Origin of the sequence: Paenibacillus sp. BJ-4 (genome assembly GCF_020404765.1) — a bacterium.
In the GTDB taxonomy this organism is placed as follows: domain Bacteria; phylum Bacillota; class Bacilli; order Paenibacillales; family Paenibacillaceae; genus Paenibacillus.
Map to the genome: position 1 here is coordinate 243,132 of NZ_JAIVEM010000140.1, position 20,534 is coordinate 263,665.

At 46.8% G+C, this 20,534-nt stretch carries 14 protein-coding genes; 9 read left to right on the forward strand and 5 right to left on the reverse strand.

Going from position 1 to position 20,534, the window contains the following annotated elements:
- Positions 1 to 37 precede the first annotated feature (37 nt).
- On the reverse strand, positions 38 to 1,240 hold the full coding sequence (locus LCF57_RS20705; protein ID WP_226002378.1) for a GTP-binding protein: 1,203 nt from the start codon (positions 1,238 to 1,240) through the stop codon (positions 38 to 40).
- Between the two features lie 335 nt (positions 1,241 to 1,575).
- On the opposite strand from LCF57_RS20705, the gene LCF57_RS20710 reads away from it, so the two are divergent.
- Together LCF57_RS20710 and LCF57_RS20715 are read left to right on the forward strand one after the other, a co-directional pair.
- Positions 1,576 to 2,100, forward strand: coding sequence for a YrpD family protein (locus LCF57_RS20710; protein ID WP_226002379.1), 525 nt, complete (start codon positions 1,576 to 1,578; stop codon positions 2,098 to 2,100).
- A 243-nt stretch (positions 2,101 to 2,343) separates the two neighbouring features.
- Entirely contained in the window at positions 2,344 to 3,171 is an 828-nt protein-coding gene (locus LCF57_RS20715) for a copper amine oxidase N-terminal domain-containing protein (RefSeq protein ID WP_226002601.1), read from the forward strand.
- 342 nt (positions 3,172 to 3,513) lie between these two features.
- On the opposite strand, the gene LCF57_RS20720 is transcribed toward LCF57_RS20715, so the two are convergent.
- Complete coding sequence (locus tag LCF57_RS20720; protein ID WP_226002380.1) at positions 3,514 to 4,344, reverse strand: carbohydrate ABC transporter permease; 831 nt, start codon at positions 4,342 to 4,344, stop codon at positions 3,514 to 3,516.
- Positions 4,344 to 5,240, reverse strand: a complete 897-nt coding sequence (locus LCF57_RS20725) for a carbohydrate ABC transporter permease (RefSeq protein ID WP_226002381.1) — start codon at positions 5,238 to 5,240, stop codon at positions 4,344 to 4,346. The genes LCF57_RS20720 and LCF57_RS20725 overlap by 1 nt, the downstream gene beginning before the upstream one ends.
- 122 nt (positions 5,241 to 5,362) lie before the next feature.
- Between LCF57_RS20725 and LCF57_RS20730 the strand changes: the two genes are divergently transcribed.
- The 7 genes from LCF57_RS20730 (at position 5,363) to LCF57_RS20760 (ending at position 14,158) form a co-directional block, all read left to right on the forward strand.
- Positions 5,363 to 7,222 (forward strand): histidine kinase, encoded by a 1,860-nt coding sequence (locus LCF57_RS20730; protein ID WP_226002382.1) that lies wholly within the window; start codon positions 5,363 to 5,365, stop codon positions 7,220 to 7,222.
- Positions 7,215 to 8,861, forward strand: coding sequence for a response regulator (locus LCF57_RS20735; protein ID WP_226002383.1), 1,647 nt, complete (start codon positions 7,215 to 7,217; stop codon positions 8,859 to 8,861). Before LCF57_RS20730 ends, LCF57_RS20735 begins: the two co-directional genes overlap by 8 nt.
- 106 nt (positions 8,862 to 8,967) lie before the next feature.
- The gene (locus LCF57_RS20740) at positions 8,968 to 10,272 is read left to right on the forward strand and encodes an extracellular solute-binding protein (protein WP_226002384.1); all 1,305 of its coding nucleotides are present in this window, start codon (positions 8,968 to 8,970) and stop codon (positions 10,270 to 10,272) included.
- Positions 10,273 to 10,550: 278 nt separating this feature from the next.
- A complete protein-coding gene (locus LCF57_RS20745; protein ID WP_226002385.1) occupies positions 10,551 to 11,579 on the forward strand; it encodes an NADH:flavin oxidoreductase/NADH oxidase in 1,029 nt (342 codons plus the stop codon).
- A gap of 186 nt (positions 11,580 to 11,765) precedes the next feature.
- Complete coding sequence (locus LCF57_RS20750) at positions 11,766 to 12,692, forward strand: ABC transporter ATP-binding protein (RefSeq protein ID WP_226002386.1); 927 nt, start codon at positions 11,766 to 11,768, stop codon at positions 12,690 to 12,692.
- Positions 12,685 to 13,395: an ABC transporter permease gene (locus tag LCF57_RS20755; RefSeq protein ID WP_226002387.1), complete on the forward strand. Its 711-nt coding sequence runs from the start codon at positions 12,685 to 12,687 to the stop codon at positions 13,393 to 13,395. Before LCF57_RS20750 ends, LCF57_RS20755 begins: the two co-directional genes overlap by 8 nt.
- Before the next feature lie 28 nt (positions 13,396 to 13,423).
- Complete coding sequence (locus tag LCF57_RS20760; RefSeq protein WP_226002388.1) at positions 13,424 to 14,158, forward strand: ABC transporter permease; 735 nt, start codon at positions 13,424 to 13,426, stop codon at positions 14,156 to 14,158.
- 214 nt (positions 14,159 to 14,372) lie between these two features.
- On the opposite strand, the gene LCF57_RS20765 is transcribed toward LCF57_RS20760, so the two are convergent.
- Positions 14,373 to 17,966: a family 14 glycosylhydrolase gene (locus LCF57_RS20765; RefSeq protein ID WP_226002389.1), complete on the reverse strand. Its 3,594-nt coding sequence runs from the start codon at positions 17,964 to 17,966 to the stop codon at positions 14,373 to 14,375.
- 327 nt (positions 17,967 to 18,293) lie between these two features.
- Positions 18,294 to 20,504, reverse strand: a complete 2,211-nt coding sequence (locus tag LCF57_RS20770) for an alpha-glucuronidase family glycosyl hydrolase (protein ID WP_226002390.1) — start codon at positions 20,502 to 20,504, stop codon at positions 18,294 to 18,296.
- Positions 20,505 to 20,534 lie beyond the last annotated feature (30 nt).

Sequence of the window (20,534 nt, forward strand, 5' to 3'; positions counted from 1 at the left end):
CCGTTTTACTTGTACATTTTTAGTTCGGCTTTATATATTATATTTTTTTCGTAAAAGGGTCAGGCAGCATCCGCCAGTCCTGTTCCATCTCTTCAGGAGTCAGCAGCGCCTCATCCAATGTGCGTTCGATTCCTGCCCGGTCCATGTCGATACCGATAAATACAAGCTTGGTAACCCGGTCGCCATATTGTTCATCCCAGTCAGGTGTCTTTTCAAAATCCTCGCCGAGATAGTATTGTCGTTCTTCTTCGGTCAAGGCAGATACCCATAGCCCTGCGCGCGCGAATTGCTTGGAGCTGCCTGCCTGACTGAATGTAAAAGCAGTACGGTTCTGCGTGGTGAACCACACCAATCCCTTGGAGCGGACAACCTCAGCAGGCCATTTTGCCAGACATTTCAGCAAGCGTTTGGGATGAAATGGAATCTTGCGCTTGTACACAAACGAAGCAATACCGTATTCCTCTGTCTCTGGTATGTGCTCATCTTTGTTCATTTCCTGTATCCAGCCTGCCGCTTGACTGGCTGCTTCAAAATTGAAGCGATGCGTGTTCAAAATCTCCTTTGGATCAACTTTACCGTATTCGGAACGAATGATTTTGGCGTTCGGTTGAATGCCGCGCAGCGCTTTTTCCAGTCGTTCCAACTCCTCCATGGATACAAGATCACATTTGTTAATGATCAGCACATCACAAAATTCTACCTGCTCTATGAGCAGATCAACGATACCGCGTGCATCCTCATCTGCCACTTCCTGTCCACGATCCTTGAGCGAGTCTCTTGAGTAGAAGTCCTTCCAAAATTCCGGCGCATTCACGACGGTAACCATAGTATCCAGTCGTGTCAGCTTGGTCAGATCTATACCATTCTCTTCATCTACATAGCTGAACGTCTGGGCAACCGGAATCGGCTCGCCTATACCTGTAGACTCAATAAGGATATAGTCAAACTTTTTGTCGAGCGCCAGTCGCTCCACTTCCTTTAATAAATCCTCCCGCAAGGTGCAGCAGATGCAGCCGTTGGACATTTCCACCAGCTTCTCATCTACGCGCGATAATCCTCCACCGTCACGAACGAGATCGGCATCGATATTTACCTCACTCATGTCATTGACAATGACAGCTACACGCAAGCCTTCGCGGTTGTTCAGTACATGGTTGAGCAGCGTGGTTTTGCCGGCGCCGAGGTACCCGCTTAGTACCGTAACCGGTATTTTCTTTTCCGATTCGATCGTGTTTGCCAACGTAATCACTCATCCCTTCGAAAGTGTTCATGAAATGCTGAATATGTTGCAGTGATTTCCTTACTCGAATTATTTAATCGTAATGATTACAAATAGTAAAATTAGTAAATCATTAATGAAAGAAAATGTCAAGGAAAGAGAGACTAGTGATTTTCAAAACAACAAATGATTAAAATTTGAAAAAGAGACTTGAATATGGCTACTCGACTGGTGGACTACAAGTATAGTGGGCATGGCAGATTAAGGACGGGCAATTATATAAGGGAAGCGAGCTGATTAACAATAATGAAGAAATCGTCGATGAGATGGCGAGGCCACAGGCTAAACCAGCGTGTATGGGAAATCACTCATTAACACCAACGGATTTTAGCACTAACTCCGCGAGCTTCCCTGAATGTCGAGACCTCAAAAACGGGCCGTATCGTTCAGTATGGTCACATATAGGGTTTGCATGGGCTAGTACAGTAGTTCATTTACCAAGTGCTAGACAGATTCGTGATAATAATAGTGGTTATAATGGAAGCACAGGGTTCATCTATATGGGTGGTTGGAGTAACACAAATATGGCGGTTGATGTTGGTTTACAGCATAGTACAAAATATAATGACTGGGCTCCTTTCATGCTCATTGAAGGTGTAAAGAACCCTTATACTTTTAAGCCACGCTTTGAGCCTGATCAGGAAGTACAAATGAAATTTTATGTTCCTTCTGACGGTAACATTGCTTTGACTGTAACGGGTTATGCAGACGGTAATAAGATAAGTAGGAGCTATGTCGAGCCGGCTCCAGGTTGGACTGCGACTGGTAATGGTAACCTTATCAAAAGAACGACAAGTATAGGCCAGATACAAAATCGATAAGACTATAATGATGGTTCTTACATCAGAAGAGTTCGTTGGTCTACATCCTATATCGGTACAAATTCAGAAGATAATATCCCTTGGCGAAACAGTCAAACCTATGATTATTGCTCTATGCCAAGGAGTAAAGTTGAAGTCAATTACGTGCATGGAGGAGAGGAAACAGACAGTATATTTAGACTGAATTTTTTTGAGAGGGGCTGCTTTACCCCTTTCTTTTAAGGAGGAAACTTTGTGGGAAAGATGCTGTTTAGGATTCTGCTTTTAAGTGTATTTGTATTTTGCTTATCTCAACCCTGTACAGGAAAAATGTCAGCTCAGAGTATAGCTCCAAGCTCTCAATTTTTGAAGATTAACAATTACTATGTCTTGTTTACAACTCCTAAAGCACCTTATATTGATAAGAACAATCGCTATATGGTGCCTATGAGATCCATTAATGATTTGTTGGGAGGACAGACTACATTTGACCCAACTTCTAATACGGCCACAATTAAGTTTGGAACACACAAGGTTGAGTTTAAAATGAACTCCACTGAGATTGTTACCGACTCGAACACGTCCGTAATGGATACCGTTCCTGTACTTTATAAAAATGCGATGTTTGTTCCTTTAGGGGTACTTACTAAGCACTTAGACATACACCAGGAATGGGATCAGCAAAATAAACTGTATTCTCTCTCTGGGAAAGAATTAATGAAGACACCTATGATGGAGAATGTAGAAGATTTGGATCATTTTAGAGAACAAGTGGATAATGAAAATGCATTCCAGTTGTTATCGTACAAATTGAACATGGGAGAAAAAATTCATCTGGCCATTACAGCTAAGAATATGACAGGGAACAAGATTAGTGAGGGCATTGAAGATTTAAATACCACTTTTATTTTTTCTGACAATAGCACGGCCGGGGAAAATAGAAATCGTAAAAGACCCAGTATAGAGAAGGATGAAATTGTAACTCGCGAAGATGACATAGATTATGTGAAAACAATAGAGAATAATAAAATTATCAAACATGAGCTGTCCTATATTCTCTTTAAGGGTCGAACGCTAAAGACTCACAAGTAAAAAGGTACTTTTACTTGTAGAGTGGAATGGGTAAACAGTAAAGCTGATCCTAGAAAGGATCAGCTTTACTGTTTAATATTAGCTTTGTGAATTTCAAATCCAAAATACTATGATGAAGAGTGAAATTAGTTAACCCAACGGGCAAGATCAGCACCAAAACCCATTGTAATCGCCCCTATTCATTTTGATACTAAATTTACCGTGTTCAATTTTGAGATCCAAAGGTAGCTTCTCATATAGCTCCTGGGGGAGGAAGGGAAACCTGTCTTCTAATCTTAAAGAGAGGACTTGCGTTAATTACACGCAAGTCCTCTTTTTTGACTCTGTATTCATATGCTTGTCTCAGCCTTTGACGGCTCCGGCAACAACGCCTTTGACAATGTATTTTTGCAGAAAGATAAATACAATAATGGAAGGCAGCACGGCCATTACCATGGCGGTCATGGCATATTGCCAGTCTGACGTATACTGCCCAACAAAGGTATAAGCCGCCAGCGTAAGCGTCTTGGTGCTGGGCGAGCCGTTAACCATGAGCAGGGGCAGCAGGAAATCATTCCAAATCCACATTACGTCGATAATAATGATGGTGGCGGTGACCGATTTCAGCAAGGGGAAGATCACGGAAAAGAAAAGCCGGAAGCCCGAGGCTCCGTCGATCTTGGCGCTTTCGTCAATCTCGGCAGGAATACCTTTCACGAAGCCGTGGTAGATAAATACGGCCAGCGGTGCGCCAAAGCCCCAGTACAATAGGCCAAGCCCCCAAGTGCTGTCCGCCAAATTCAGATCTTTTGCCAGCCGTAGGACGGTCAGCATGATGGACTGAAACGGAATCAGCATCGGCATGATGCACAGCATGTAAATCACAGAGCTCCATTTGCTTTTGGTTCTTGCCAGCTTGTAGGCGGCGATGGAGGATATCAGCACGATACCTGCCAGACCGACCACGGTAATGATCGTGTTGTTCAGAAACAAGCGTGGGTAGTTAATAAACTGCCATACATATACGTAGTTATCCAGCGAAAACTGCTTGGGCAGCGCAATGACGTCGGTCATGACTTCAGCGAAGCTTTTAAACGAATTGTTAATGGCGAGAAACAGCGGGTACAGAAATAACAGCGATAATACAATCATGCCCGCTTCCAGCAAAATACGTCCCGTACGGCTGCGTTGCATCAGGCTTCAACCTCCCTGCGTTTGAAAATAGACAATTGAATGATTGTAATGACCAGCACGGCGACAAATAAAATCAAGGCTTTGGCTGTTCCATAGCCGTACAGATTATTCTGGAACGTGTCCCGATAAATATCATAGGCAATACTGTAGGTCGTACCTCCCGGCCCACCGCCAGTCAGGGATAAAATGACGTCGAACACCTTGATCGAGTTGGTCAATGCCATGAAGACCGAGATCGTAATGGAAGTTGCCAGCATCGGCAAAATAATACTGAAAAACCTCCGAATCGGCCCTGCTCCGTCCACAATGGCAGCTTCCTTCAGATCGTCCGGCACGGATTGCAAACCTGCGATATAAATCACCATGTAAAAGCCGATGGATTGCCAAATGGATACCGCCAAAATGGAAATAAACGCGAGTCCTTCCTCACCCAGCCAGCTTAGCTGGAAGATGCCCCAGCCCGTGCTGTGTCCCAGTGATTCAAAGCCTTGCATGAAGATGAATTTCCATATAAATCCTACAATTACGAGACTGAGGATGTAAGGGATAAAGAAAGCCGCCCGCAGCCAGGCCGAGCTTTTCAGCTTCATGTCGAGGACGAGCGCCAGCAAAATGGCCAGCACGTTCACCAGCACAATGTACAGAACGGCATATTTGACGGTAAACCAGGCCGCATGTGCAAAGTTGGCGTCTCCGAGCAGAATTTGCTTGAAGTTATCCAGACCTACAAATTTCGGATGTTTGGCAATGCCGTTCCACTTGGTCAGGGAATAGCGTATTGTCATCAAAAACGGAATATAAAATGCAATCGTAATGCACAAGATGACGGGCAGTGTGAATAAACCGAATTCCAATTTACTACCCTTGTTGCCCCCAATTCCCCTTTTTTTCAGCATAACGCACCTCTTTTTCTCAACATTTTCCGATCTTTCGCTCCAAGCCGTTTGAGATATAATAAAAGTATAGGATAGCCCACAGGGCCGGACCAATGGATTTAAGAAAACAGTTGAGGGTAAAAATGTGTACGCTTTCAAAAGGGGCGGTTATGATGATATCAGAGCGGGCAGACGCGCTTCTTCGATCCATATGGAGGCGAATCACGCAGAGATTAGTGAACAAGCTTATATTGCTTTTTACCTCGGTCATCATTCTGGTGGTGGGCTCGCTCACGATTATTTCCTATCAGATGATTGAAAAGGAGTCGGTCAACCACAGCATCGCCAGCACAACCAATAATCTGCTGCTGGTTAATCAAAATTTGGAGGATTATCTGGAAGGGATGCAGCAGCTGGCTCTTCCGCAGCTTCGTTATAACGATATCATGAACGCGATTGCCAATGAGAACAATGACTATGCTTCGCGCATGGTCATTGAAAATTACTTGCGCAGCATGTTTTATTCGCGCAATGATCTGGAGGCCATCTATCTGTACGTGGCCGACCGTCATCAATACTATGTGGTTACCCGGGAGACGTATAACATTACGGTACGCAAAGGAGTTAATACGGATATTCCCAAGCTTCCCTGGTATCAAGAGGCGATGAAGAGCACCACCAATGAATCGTTTCAATCCTTTGTGGGGTCCCGTTCCGATATGGGCTATGTGGCGCCACAAGCCAGCTTTATGGCCTATCATCGAGTGCTGCGGTCGATTGCATCCCGTCATCCGCAGGCGGTATTGTCCTTTTATTACAATACGAGCGCCGTCGACGATATCATGAAGAACATTCCACTGGGCAAAGGAGATCATCTGCTGCTGATGAGCCCCGAGCGAGTCCCCTTTTATGTGGACAGCTTTCCGCTGTATGAGCGCATACGGGATTCAGGGGTGTTGGCACAGATCGGAAAGGGAAGAAGTGGACGGGTAACGTGGTCAGACAGCAGCAGCAACCAGGAGTATCTGATTGTTTATGATGCTGGCGAAAAGGAAGGCTGGCAGCTGATCAAGCCCATTCCTTACCGCCAAATTTATGAGACGGCTACGACGACGCGCAATTGGAGCTACGTTATCGGGGCTTTATTTTTAGGCGTATCTATTATTTTGGTGACGCTGACCTCGAACGCCATTACCCGGCCTTTACATAAGCTGTCCACCCAGATGAAGCGGTTTAGTACCGGAGATTTTGGGGCAGCGGCTCCTGTGAAGGGACATGACGAGATTGCGTATTTGTCACTGCATTTTAACGAAATGGTCCAAAGAACCGAAGAATTAATTAATGAGCGCTATCGAATGAAGCTGGTCGAAAAAAATGCCATACTCAAGGCGCTGGAGGCTGAAATTAATCCTCATTTTCTGTATAATGCCCTGCAAGCCATATCCACACAGGCATTAAAGCGAGAGATGTTCGACATGGCCGATATGGTCGATGCCTTGGCCCAAACGTTGCGATATTCGATCAGCGGCAAGGATATCGTGGCTGCCCGCGAAGAGCTCAAGCATATTGAACGGTATATGGGTCTGCAAAAAGCAAGATTCGGGACGAGGCTGCGGTTGGAGCTGGTGTGGGAGGAAGCGCTGATGGAGCTGCGGATTCCGAGATTATCCGTGCAGACGTTGGTGGAAAACTCGATCAAGCATGCACTGGAAAAAGTATCGAGCGATATTCTAATTGTGATTTCGGCCGAATCCGGTGCTACAGATGCCACCATTACGGTCAGGGATAACGGGCCGGGGATCTCGGAGGACAAGCTGAAGCAGGTGCTGGATTCGTTCCATGAAAAATGGGAAGAACGGGAGAGCGAGCACATCGGCTTAAAAAATCTGAATACACGGTTAAAGCTTTTGTATGGAGATCAGGCAGGATTATTCATACTTGCAGATGAAACGGGAACGGAAATCAAAATGCGCATCCCCCAGGGAGGAAATAGTCATGTATAACGTACTGATCATTGACGATGAGGAGCCGTTGCGCGAAGCCATTCGTATTGTCGGGGATTGGGATCATCTCGGCATCGAACATATCTATGAGGCAACGAACGGAAGGCTTGGACTGGAGGTGCTGAGTCAGCACAACGTAGATGTGGTCATGGTGGATATGAAAATGCCGGAGCTGAACGGTATCGAGTTTCTCCGTGCCATCGAAAAGGCCTATCCTCATTTGCTGACGATTGTCATTAGCGGCTACAACGATTTTGAATTTACACGGCAAGCGATTCAGTCCAGGGTGGTGGACTATTTGCTCAAGCCGATCAATCGACAGGAGCTGAATCAGGCACTGCGCAAGGCCGTGGACGTCCTGGAAAGCCGCAAGCAAAGCGAAAACGAGTTCATCAGCCAGAACATTACGCTGAATATGTCGCTGCCGAAGCTGAAGGAGAAGCTGTATTTGTCTATTTTGGATGGCAGCTTCAAAAGGCAAGCGAATAAGGCATTGCTCCCCTTGATCGGGGCGGATCAACCGGGGAATCGCTTTGGGGTGAGCGTGCTGCGGCTGCTGAACAGGGATGAGGTTCGCAGGACACGGTTTCATGGCGATATCGAGCTGATGGACTTTGCCGTAACGAATGTGCTGGCTCAGACATCGGACGAGCGGTTGAGCTGCTTTAGCTTCCCTCATCCAAGACGGGAGCGTGAGGTCATCTCCGTCTGTACCCTGGCTCCAGGGCAGGAAGAACATATGGCTCTTCTGCTGGCACAGGTGACACAGAAGGCGGTGACGAACCTGCATGGGCTGTTCGGCATGGTGGTGGCCGCCGGGGTAGGTCAGCCTTGCGCAGATGTAGTGGAGCTGGCGTCTGCTTACGCGGATGCGAAGGCGCTTATTCACAGCACAGATGTGTTGAAGCTGGAAGGAGCATCCGTTCTTCATACAGCGCCTCGGCAGATGATAAAGTCAGAGGAAATGCAGTGGACGGATCGGCTGCTGTTGATCCAAAAGGACGCCCAGACAGGCCAGGGGATTCGGGCAAAGGTACTGCTAAACGATCTGCTGAAGCAATTGGCATCCGGCTCTGTTTTTCGCTTGCAGGACGCGGATCGACTGATCAGGGAGTTTCATTTTTTGCTGAGAGAAGCAGCGGTTGAATTGGGTGCATCTGTGTCGGCGTCTAGTCAAAAGGGCGCTTTTGGGGAAGCGGAACGGGTGGTTGAAGGCGAGTTGTCTGCTGATTTTACAAGCTTTGTCGACTACGGACACAGGCTGACCCGAATGCTGGAGCTTTACATTGCCGGGGTTCAGCATGCCCAGGCGGGGAACCAGCCCTTTGATATATCGGATATCAAAAAGCACATCGACCGTTACTATTTTGAAGATATCAAAATTTCGTTTTTTGCCGAGACTTATTTCTTGAGTCGGGAGTACCTGATGAAGCTGTTCAAGCAGCAGTTTGGTTACGGTATTCACGAATATGTGCAGAAGGTCCGCATGGACAAGGCGAAGGAGCTGCTGAGCGATTCCAGTCTGAAAATTCAGGAGATTTCCGATATGCTTGGCTACAAGGATAAAAACTACTTCAGCAAGGCTTTTCGCAATTATTATCAGGTTTCACCGTCCGAGTATCGGGTGAGCCTGCAATAAACTACTTTTTTACCCTTAACGCTTCACTTATCTGCCTTTTTAAATCGGACTATATTTTTTAGAATGAGCGCATGGACGTTGATCACAAACAAATGGGGGAGTATCCATGTTAAAGAAGATGATGGCGTTGTCCGGCAGTTTGCTATTGACAGTCGGTTTGTTGAGCGGATGCGGAAGCGGCGGTGACTCAGATGCAGCAAAAGGAAAGGCTGGCGGCAACGAAGAATTGAAACCGGTTACAATAAATATGTTCACAGCCTCACCGGAGTATACGGATGCTTTTAACGCGTATATTGAGGAGTATAAGAAGGTCAAGCCTAACGTAAAGATCAATCTGGAAATCATGCAGGCAGACTATAACACGATTCTCAAGTCGAAAATTGCCTCAGGCAGTACACCGGATGTATTCCAAACGACGGCAGGAGGCGATATTGATACGTATGCTGATTATAGCGCCGATCTGACCAATGAACCGCTGGCGGCAGCCATGACGGATGCAGTTCGGGCGAATATGAGCTCCAGCGACGGCAAAGTGCTGGGATTACCTGTGAAGGGGAACCTGTTTGCACTGATTTACAATAAGGATTTGCTTGCCAAGGCCGGGATAACCTCCCCGCCTAAAACGATTGCGGAGATGCAGGATGCAGTCACCAAGCTGGAGGCGAAGGGCATTACTCCATTTGCCAACGCATATAAAGAGTGGTGGGTATGGAAGCACATCTTCCAGCACTATGTAGATGCTGCCGCGCAGGATGCAGGCGTAGAGCCGAAGCAGCTCGTTAGTGATTTTATTGCAGGCAAAGCCAAAATCAAGGACTACCCGGTGCTGTACAACAACTTCTTCAGCTTCATTGATTTGACGGTGAAGCATGGCACAGATAAGCCACTGGAACGGGACAGCAATGCGGAAGTAAGTGATTTTGCATCTGGTAAAGCAGCGTTTATGACAGGTAAAGGCGCATGGGATGAGGAAGCGATTAAGAAGATTAATCCCGATCTCAAGATTGGTATCATGGGATATCCGGTAAGTGACAAAGCCGAACAATCGGTCATCATTACCGGGGCGGATCAGGCGCTGCGTATTAACAAGGATTCCGAAGTAGCCAAAGAAACGACTGAATTTTTCAACTGGCTGTACACCTCGGAATACGGTAAGAACTGGTTCTCCCAAGTAGCGAAAGTGATTCCTCCAATTAAGGATGCGCCGCTTCCTGACCTGGAGATGCCTAAGGAAATGGAAAGTATTTTGAAAACATCGAAGTCCGGTGATCTGTCTGTCAACTACTCGCTGGATACGTTCCACCAAAAGTTTGGCGAGCTGATGCAGGCTTATATCAGCGGCAACATGAACAAGGATCAGACGGTTGCAGAGATTGAAAAGGCATGGATACAATTAGGCTCGGCACAATAAGGCTGATTTGACAGAGACGTCCGTAAGGGCGTCTTTTTGCTATAGCTGGGAGTGCACGAGGGGATAGACAAAAAAATATTTAATAATATTTAAATATTTACTTGCAAAAAGTTATCGAGTTATGGATAATAGATTGTGTGCAATATATCTACGACATACAGTATACATAATGACTGCAAGGTGCAAACACGAGGGATACTCCGGTTGGGGAATCTCTTTGTTACGTTTGGGCTGTGCCGATTTTGGTAGTAAAGATTAGAAAAGAGAGGATGAACGTTTTGACGAATTCGTTGTTTACACCGTATAAACTGAGAGATTTGGAATTAAAAAATCGTGTAGTTATGGCCCCTATGTGCCAATACTCGGTGACCGCCAAGGACGGGATTCCGAATGATTGGCATCATGTTCACTACTTGAGCCGGGCCATTGGAGGCACGGGTCTAATTATTATAGAAATGACAGATGTAGAGCCGGATGGACGAATCACGGACTATGATTTGGGCCTCTGGTCAGACGAACATATTCCTGCTTTTAAAAAGATCGTGGACGGCATTCACGCGCACGGGGCTAAGGTAGGCATTCAAATTGCTCACGCGGGCCGTAAAGCTGAGGATGCGGTAGTGCCAGTTGCTCCTTCGGCCATTGCCTACCCAGGTGCAAATTACAAACAGCCACGTGCACTCACCACAGAAGAAGTGCAGGGCATGGTGCAAAAATTTGCAAATGCCGCCCGGCGCGCAGTTCAAGCGGGTGTGGATACGATTGAACTTCATGGAGCACACGGCTATTTGATTCACCAATTCCATTCGCCGCTCACGAACAAGCGGGATGACGTATATGGTCAAGATTTAGCCCGTTTTGGTGTTGAAGTGATTCAGGCTGTGCGCAAGGAAATGCCTGCGGGCATGCCGTTAATCTTCCGCATTAGCGCAGTGGAATACGTAGATGGCGGGTACGATGTGGATCATGCCATTGAGCTGAGCCGTGCCTACCAAGCTGCCGGCGTAGATGCCGTCCATGTCAGCTCGGGCGGAGAAGGACCGGCTGGGGCAAGAAAGCCGGGCAATTATCCGGGCTACCAAGTGCCGTTCGCGCGCCAAATTCGCGAGGCGCTGAGCATTCCGGTGATCGCTGTCGGCGCACTGGATGACCCGGCCTTGGCGCAGTCTGTTATCGGCAACGAGGATGCCGATCTGGTCGCTATCGGACGCGGATTGCTGCGCGATCCTTACTGGGGTACGCATGCAGCGGTGACATTGCGCGGCGAGGAGCCCTCCATACCTGAACAATATCAACGTGGCTACTGAGGCCTAAGTATCCCCACGTTGTTTATATATAAACAGGGCACCTGCAACGAAGTGTACGCTTCGTCAGGTGCCCTATTTGTTTTGAGGAATACGGATTGAACATGAATAAATGTGATGAATCTTACATTTTATGGATGATTGATTCTGTATAATAATCACATTTGGTGTTTTAGGGGGCTGGAAGAAATGGATTATATTATTGAAACGAAAAAGCTTCGCAAACAGTTTGGGATGTCAGTAGCCGTAGATGATATTTCCTTACATGTGGAGCGAGGCAGTATTTACGGCTTCCTCGGTGAGAATGGAGCTGGCAAGACGACTACCATCCGCATGCTAATGAGGCTGATTGAGCCTACAAGGGGGGAGGTTTTTTTATTTGGTGAGCGGCTGGAGAAAAACTATCCGTCTATCTTTTCTAAGATTGGCACGATTATCGAAACACCGGGCTTATACGGAAATCTGAGTGCTCGCGATAATCTGAGAATTTGCTGTACGTACATGGGAATGAAGGATGATGGAAGAATAGAACGTACCTTAACCACGGTAGGTTTAGAGCATACTGGTAAAAAGAAGTTCAAAGATTTTTCTCTAGGGATGAAGCAACGATTAGGGATTGCAAGGGCGCTTGTTCATGATCCTGAGTTACTCATATTAGATGAGCCGACGAACGGACTGGACCCATCTGGAATTAAGGAAATTCGTCAGCTATTGAAGCGGTTGTGCGAGGAAGAAGGGAAAACGATTCTTATTTCCAGTCATATCTTGAGCGAAATTCAGCAGTTAGCTACACACATCGGGATTATACATAATGGAAAGCTGTTAATAGAAGATCGTTTGAGTCGGTTGGAGGAAGGTTTTGAGCAATACACAGATGTAAAGGTAGACGATGCAGAAGCAGTGCAAACATTTCTGCAAGAGCATATAGAGCAGCTACAATCTAAAGTTATATCTCCACAACAACTAAGAATTCATAGTCCGATTGAAAATACAGCAGCTTTAAATAAACAGTTAATAGATCATCAGTTTTCAGTCTATGAGATACACACTACAAAGCAGACGCTAGAGGAGTATTTTCTAACTCTCATTTCAAGAGAGGGTGGGCGACATGATTAGAGCAGAGCTCATTAAGCTTAAAGGCTCTAAAGCCTTCTTGTTGAGTTATATTATATTGCTGGCTGTTGTGCTGTTGGAATTCGCGACGAGCGCTATTTTTTACAGATATTCAATTGATAAACGGGGTTGGACCTACTATTTCGAGAGCATAGTTCTCTTCGTCAATGCTGCAGCCGGATTTATCAGTTACTACATATTAACAGGTCATATTTTTGCAAGAGAGTATCAGGAAAACACGCATCTATTTATGTTTACCACGCCTGTCACCAGGGTTAAATTTTATTTTAGTAAATTGATCATTATTTATGGATTTATTATTGTATCCTTATTTCTCGTTCTGTTTTTGTCTGCCTTATTAGGCATGTCCATTACAGATCGACCTTTAACGATGGCTATCTGGGTATACCAAATCCAAGTGTTTGCTAAAATGTGTGTGATGCATGCGATGTTAATCCCAATCGCCTCTTTTTTTGCTATACGCTGGAAGAGCATCATGGTGGTTGTACTCGTAGTTTGTACTGCAATATTTTTGAATTTTATATACAAAAGTGAATGGTACCCTTGGATTGTGCCCTATCTCTTATCTCCTAATGAAAGAAATGCGACTATACCTACCAATGTTTCAATAGCATGGTTCAGCTTATCCATGACCTTTCTTCTTGGATTGTTTTTATCCATATGGACATATCAAAGAAAAGACTAAATGGAGAGTTTTTGAGAGGAGGGCTACTATGTTTGACCTGTTTAGAGCAGAGTGCTTGAAGCTGAAAGGAACTAAAATTCTTTTTCTAAGTGTGTTTATTTTAATAGCAACCGTATTTTTGACTTTTAGTACTTACGCCATAAATCCTAAACTTTCCTTGGATCGTGATGGATGGAATGAATACTTTATGGATTTGGTATCCTCCATTAATTTAATAACTGGGTATATGAGCTATTACATTTTGACCTGCTATATCTATGCGAGAGAATACCAGGAGAACACTCATATTGCACTGTTTACAAACCCGGTTCGCCGAACTCAGATTTACTTCAGCAAGCTACTCGTTATTTATATGTACATCGCTGTTAGCCTACTGATGGCATTTGTGCTATCTACAGTATTGGGTACGTTTATTACAATCAGACCGCTAATCTTTGAAATCGTTATGTATCAGCTTGGGGTATTTGCTAAAATGATTCTTATGCACGCTATGCTCATCCCGATCATCACGTTCTTCGCCATTCGTTGGAAAAAATTTGTACCCGCCATTATTGGGATGTGTACGGTTATGTGCTTAAATTTTGTTTTGGTTAATACACCGGGGAATACCTTTTATCCATGGACAGTGCCGTTATTGTTTTCTCCCCATGGACAAATGGGCAGAACATTCACGTATGTTCCTGGAGGGGTCATCAGTATTTTCTTTATTTTTGTGCTGGGACTTTTTTTAGCGTTGCGAAGTTATGTTCGTATAGAAAAATAAGTAGAGTATAACAAAAAGAAATAGACCGCCCTGCTCAAGGGGAAAACGGTCTATCTCTTTAGATCGCCTTTGAACAGCCGACCGCTCTTCAAAGCGGCTGTTGCCAAGAGTAGGGATGTTACCAGCATCCTTGCTCTTTTTTAGCATATCCTTCTATAACTTATTTTAGCGCATCTGAATAATCAATGTAACTGAATATGACTGAATGTGACTGTTACTTAGTGAAAATTTTAACCTCCTTCGGAGCGAGGGTCACGGTGATCGAACCGTTGTTGATCTGAATGGAATCGTTGCTTAGTTGGTTGGTCAGACGGGTGCCGTTGGACAGGTTGTCAAAGTTGCCAATGGTGCGGGTTTGACTGCTCCACGAGTTGTTGATGAGTACGATGGCCTCGTCGCCATTTTTAGAGCGCTGGAAGCTGTAAAAGGAGTCGTCTACCCACTTTTCCTTTTGGCTCCCGTTTTGCAGGGCAGGATGGCTGTTGCGGACACGGTTCAGCTTAGCGATGTACTGATACAGATCATGATTGGCGTTAAACACAACGTTTTCCCGGTTAGCAGGATCATCTCCGCCACTAAAGCCTTGCTCGGTGCCTTGATAGATGATAGGAATCCCGCGTGAGGTCAAAGTAAAGCCCAAGGCAGCTTTGAGCTGAGGCCATTTGTCATAGTTAGCACCCGGCTTGCCGGAGGCGTCATTCAGGAAACGTTTTACATCATGATTATCGATAAATACGCCGTTGGTCTGGGCATCGCGATAGTGACGATCATCTGAGTATCGTTCCTTGATTTTCTTCATAGATTGATCGTGTCCGAACACATCCTTGATTGTATAATACATCGGAAAATCCAGCGCGGCATCGAGATATCGGGTATAATCGCCCACATAAGCGGGGTCGCCACTGTAAATTTCACCGATGGTAAAGGTATTGGCCGCTTGGTCAAAATCCTTCAGGAACCCTTTGGGTACATGCTTCACAGTGTCCACCCGCAGTCCGTCGACCCCCGACTCGTTCAACAGCCATTTGATCCAGTTTTTGAGCTCATTTGCTGTTGCAGGGTTGTCCTGATTCAGGTCATCTAATCCAGCCACATCACCGTTTTCGATTTTCGATTGGTTGTTGGAGCTGTAGTCTGCTCCTGTGATGTCGCCATTGTGATGATACCAGTCCGCTTTGTCAAAAGGAGCCTTGGCGATGCCGTTCCCAGGTTGAAAATCGCCAGTGTGATTGGGAACTACGTCCAGCATAACAGCGATATTTTTGTCGTGTGCTTTACCAACCAGCTCTTTGAACTTGTCCATGGTACCAATATGTCCGTCTACCGCATAAAAATCATACGTATGATAGCCGTGGTAAGCGTATTCGCTCTTTTGCATCGTTACCGGAGTAATCCAGATGGCGGTAAACCCCATATTTTTAATGTAGTCGAGTTGGTTAATAATACCTTGAAAATCGCCACCATGCCACTTGCGCTGATCGCTGTTGTTGGAATTGAAACCACCGTAATTATCGTTGGATGGATCTCCGTTGCTAAATCGGTCTGTCATGATAAAATAAATGCTCTGTTTGCTCCAATCTGTGTTGAGGGGAGTGGGCTTGGAGAGGGTATTCAGATCTATAGGAGTGAAGGCGCCCGAAGGCGCCTCCGTTTGAATAGTTACTTCAACTCCGTTAGAGTTGGGTACGTACGTAGAAGTGCCTACGTTTAAGGGTGCACCCGAAAGTTCCACTGTTTGGATAGTTCCTGCAACTTCGTTGAGGTTGGTTGTGTAGGTGGAAGTCCCTACGCTGAGGATGCTCCCCGAAGGTGCCCCTGTTCGGATAGTTCCTGCAGTTCCGTTAGAGCCGGGTGTGTAGGTAGAAATTCCCGTGCTGAAAAGGTAGTTTTTCGTGTTGTTGCTGTCCCAGTTGTTATTGCCGTCATTAAAGGCAGCTTCCAATTGGGAGGCAGACTTAATATCGACGGTAATTTTGGCATAGCCGCTAATTTCGGCATCCTGCATTTTTACACCAGGCGCAGCAGTCCAGTTTCCGCCAGCCGGGCGGTAGTGAATATAAGGCGAGTTAAAGCCTTTTTTGTAGTATACCGTTACCTTGTTAGTTGTACCGCCGCCATCCCCGGGAATCGTGCCCGCTGGAGCGCCTGATGTGATCGTTCCTGCATTGCCGCTGTTACCGGGCGTGTAAGTAGAAGTGCCCGTGCTGAAGGAGTAGTTTTTGGTGTTGTTGCTGTCCCAGCTGTTATTACCGTCGTTAAAAGCGGCTTCCAATTGGGAGGCAGACCCGATATCGATGGAAATTTTGGCATAGCCGCTAATTTCGGCCTCCTGCATTTTCACACCAGGCGCAGCAGTCCAGCTTCCCCCAGCCGGACGGTAGTGAATATAAGGTGAGTTGAAGCCTTTTTTGTAGTATATAGTTACTTTGTTGCCTGTACCGCCATCGTTATCGCCGGGCTTGGCCTTGTTTACGATATACTGTTTGAATCCACTCATTTCACCGGTTGGTGAGCCGTCGTTGTTGACGAGATTGTTCAGTCGTAAAAGTGTAAAGCCGTGATAACCGAACTTTGTGATTTTTTCTTCGATTTTTTGGAAGCCGCTGCCGCCCGTTGGGAGTGCGTTTTCACCATTCAGGCGAACGCCCTTCGTATTTGCAATCGAGGAGACGGTATCTACCAGTGTGGACGGCAAGGAATAATTCGGTGCAGTGCCGCTGTCATTCATCTCCAGTGCAGTAAAGGTCAAATCCAGATCGGCATCCTTGAATTTCTGAATCAGACGATTGTAATCATAATATCCGCCTGCATGCTCTGTGCTGTGAGGCATGGCAGGGTTGTTCATCTGCCAGTGCAGGCCAGAAATCTTGGCTCCGATCCGGACACCGAACACGGAATCGAAGTTTTTGTGGGCAACTGCTCCGATGACGCCCAAATGGTTTTCGAGCACGCTTTGGTACCACGACAGAAAATCCTTCCCATACGTGGAATTATACCCGCCGTTCGTGTAGAATCCGTCCCCGTCGCTCGGCGGATTGATTTGGCTAAGGCTGCTTAGCTTGGTACCCCAAGCCGCATTAATCTTGTCCAATGATCCATACTTTTCATTCATGGCTGTGCGGAACGCATTTTTGGCTGTTTCCGTATAGGCTTGGAACTTGCCGCGTGCCGGGTAGCTCCATCCTGCCGCCGGATAGTACGACGGGTATCGCAATTCACCGGAAGGACCGCCGCTTAAATAAATTTTGGGAATAATGCTTTTGTATCCGGCAAAATTTTCAGCGAACGAAGCATACAGCTCGTCATATTGCTTGCCAGTTCCGCTCCATAGTGGCGAAAGGGCTTCGTTATTAACATAGCCACTTTCGTCCTTGAACTGCATTTCATCTGCACTGCCCTTGCTCGACAGCCAGCTTGGCAGCGGGATATTGCAGTCATCCCCTACATTTCCTCCGCACTTATGCGTAGAGATAATAGGAACCCACTTCAGACCTGCTTCTTTCACAGCATCTGCATAGGTTTTGTAATAGCTCCAATCGAACTGGTTATCGCCTGCGCTCTCCACATAGCCCCACCAGACGTCGGTGGTGATGGCATACACGCCGTTACTTTTCAACGTTTGCAGCTGCTTTTTGAATGCGCCCCAGTCATTGATTTTCGCCAGCGGCCCCATGACAGAAGCCTGAAAATCATCAGCAACCGCAGCGCTCGCGGTATTGGAGGGTGAGCCAATGAAGGCGGTCAGAGACAGCACAAGGCTTAGCAGAATCAGGCGCCCTTTGTTCCATAGACTTCGATACAAGGTCAATCCGATCATCCTCCCCAAAGCATAGTCTATTTCGACAACATATTGTAAACGTCTACAAAAATAGTATAAAGCAAGCGGTTGCACAAAAAGAAGAATTTATTGCACACTCAGGGTGGACAAATATGACATTCTCGTTAGCAACCGTGTGCTTAAAATGAATCCAGGCAAAATAATAAGCCATAGGTCTGAGTAAGACGCATGCCTTTTAGGGTTGTGCGGATAGCCAATGCCAGCATAGGGGAAAGCGAACCTGAGCGTATAAAAGTCTTGTTCCAGCCTGTATGGAAGGAAAGTATGGCCGAGGCTGCTTGTTTCATCGTAACTTGCTTAATAAATGGGGCGATTCTTTTGGTCAGCAATACCGCTTTTGCGGTAAAAATACGTATTGATCCGATCCCGCCATTCCTTGGCGTGTTCAGCCTGATGCTCCAGCCGCTCCAGCACCTGTTCATATAGCCCTTCATTCAGTTGCTCTCGCAGACTGATCCATGTGTCTTTGAGACGGGCCGCCCGTTCCGCACCTTCGAAATGGGTATCATATATGTGCTGAATGACCGTTTGGCCGGAGTGGAGCGTGTGCGTATACGGAACATGGTGAAAGAATAATAGCAGATCATCCGGGCAGGTGTCAGTAGATTCGTAAATATCGGCATGGGGAGAAAAATATTGTCCTGCATAACCCGTTCCGGTTGCGGTCGTGCGATCTACCCCGATTCCCCAGCAATCGGCAAAATGATAAGTGCCCCACATTGAATATTCGTATCCGTCGACATCGGGTCCGTAGTGGTGACCGGGACTGACCATCCAGCCGACCCCGAGAGGAGCAGTGTAGGACTCGTAAATATTCCATGAATCGAGCAGCATTTGCTTGATAGCAGGAAATAAATCTGTACCGCTGTCCCCATCTTCTTGTCCGCTAAACGTCAGCCGAACCCACTCATCCGCGATTTCGTCTGCGGATAGCTCCGGGTCCCATGCTAACCGACCATACCCGTAAAGGTTGGACTGGGCGAGCAAATGTCCGGTCCAATTGGCGTCTGCTCCAATATTGGATACAGCGGTGATCCCATAGTTGATGTGAGAGGCATGAACAATAGCTTTTCTGCCACTGGAAGCAGAATCGCTCTTGCTATGCAGAGCGCCGCTTACGATGCGCTTGATAGTAGAGCCTTTTCCCTGTGCGTAGGTGTCAAAATCCAGTATCTCCTTCCATTGCGAAACAAGATAACACAGATGTCGCTGCTGTCCCGTGTACTCCTGTGCAATCTGGAATTCCAGCAGTACCTGGGTAGCTTCCAGCGCGCCGAACAGGGGGGAGACAGGCTCCCGCACCTGAAAATCCATGGGGCCATTTTTAATTTGCAAAATGACGTTGTCCCGGAATAGCCCATCCAGTGGTTTAAAATGGTCAAAGGCTGCGCGAGCCCGATCCGTCTTGCGGTCGCGCCAATCCTGCTTGCAGTCGTAGACAAAGCAGCGCCAAATCACGCGTCCGCCATAGGGCTGCAACGCATCTGCCAGCATATTGGCTCCATCGGCGTGATGACGCCCGTAGCTGAACGGGCCAGGCCGATTCTCGGAATCGGCCTTTACCACGAAACCGCCCAGATCAGGAACGGCGGTGTAGACTTCCCGGGCTTTGGCCCGCCACCATTCAGCTACACCGGGGTCCAGAGGATCGGCGGTGGTTAGCCCGCCGATCTGCATAGGACTGGCATAGTTAATGCTCAAGTAAATTTGGATGCCATAGGTGCGGAACACCGCAGCCACTCTGGCCACATCCGGTAGAAATGTATCTGTAATCAGCTTCGTTTCTACGTGGTGGACATTCACATTGTTAATGGATAGCGCCTGAATGCCAACAGAGGCAAGGAGACGGGCGTAGTCTCGAAGGCGGTCCATATTTGTAGTAAAGGCATGATTGTCGTAGAAAATGGATGCTCCCGCGTATCCGCGTTCTACACTACCGTCCATGTTATCCCAATGGTTGATCATGCGAATGGGATTAGCCGGATTGGACAATATGTCTAGAATGGGAGCCTGCAAGAATTCGGTGGTGGATTGTAGCTTACCATCCAGTCCTCCCTGCAGGTAGCGCAGCAGATGAAAAACCCCGTATAATACGCCTTTACTCGTCTGGCCGGACACAGTGACGTACGCTCCCTTGATATCATCGTTATCAGATGAAGCTGGATGGGCCGGGTTGGAAATTTTCATCCCGCGAATTCGGTAGCCTTCTGTGCTCACTTCTGCCTGTTCTTCTGCGCCAAATCGTTCTGCAACCCATGGATGCTCTTGGAACGTACCCAAAGCAATGGATGGCGCACTCACAGGAACGGCGCTGATCCTTGGCTGCTGTCCGAACATAGAGGTCAATCCGTGTTGAAGCTCATTCGCAGCCGTGTGAAGCACTTCATCTGCCTCTTGAACTATGATGACCCTGCACCAAGTGGGCAAATCGTCCACCTTTCGATTGCGGCGATAATGCAGCCAAGCGTCATAGCCGCTCTCTTTTTGCATATCCATACGCTTGCTCATATTTGACGCCTCCTTTTGGACAGGTGAAGA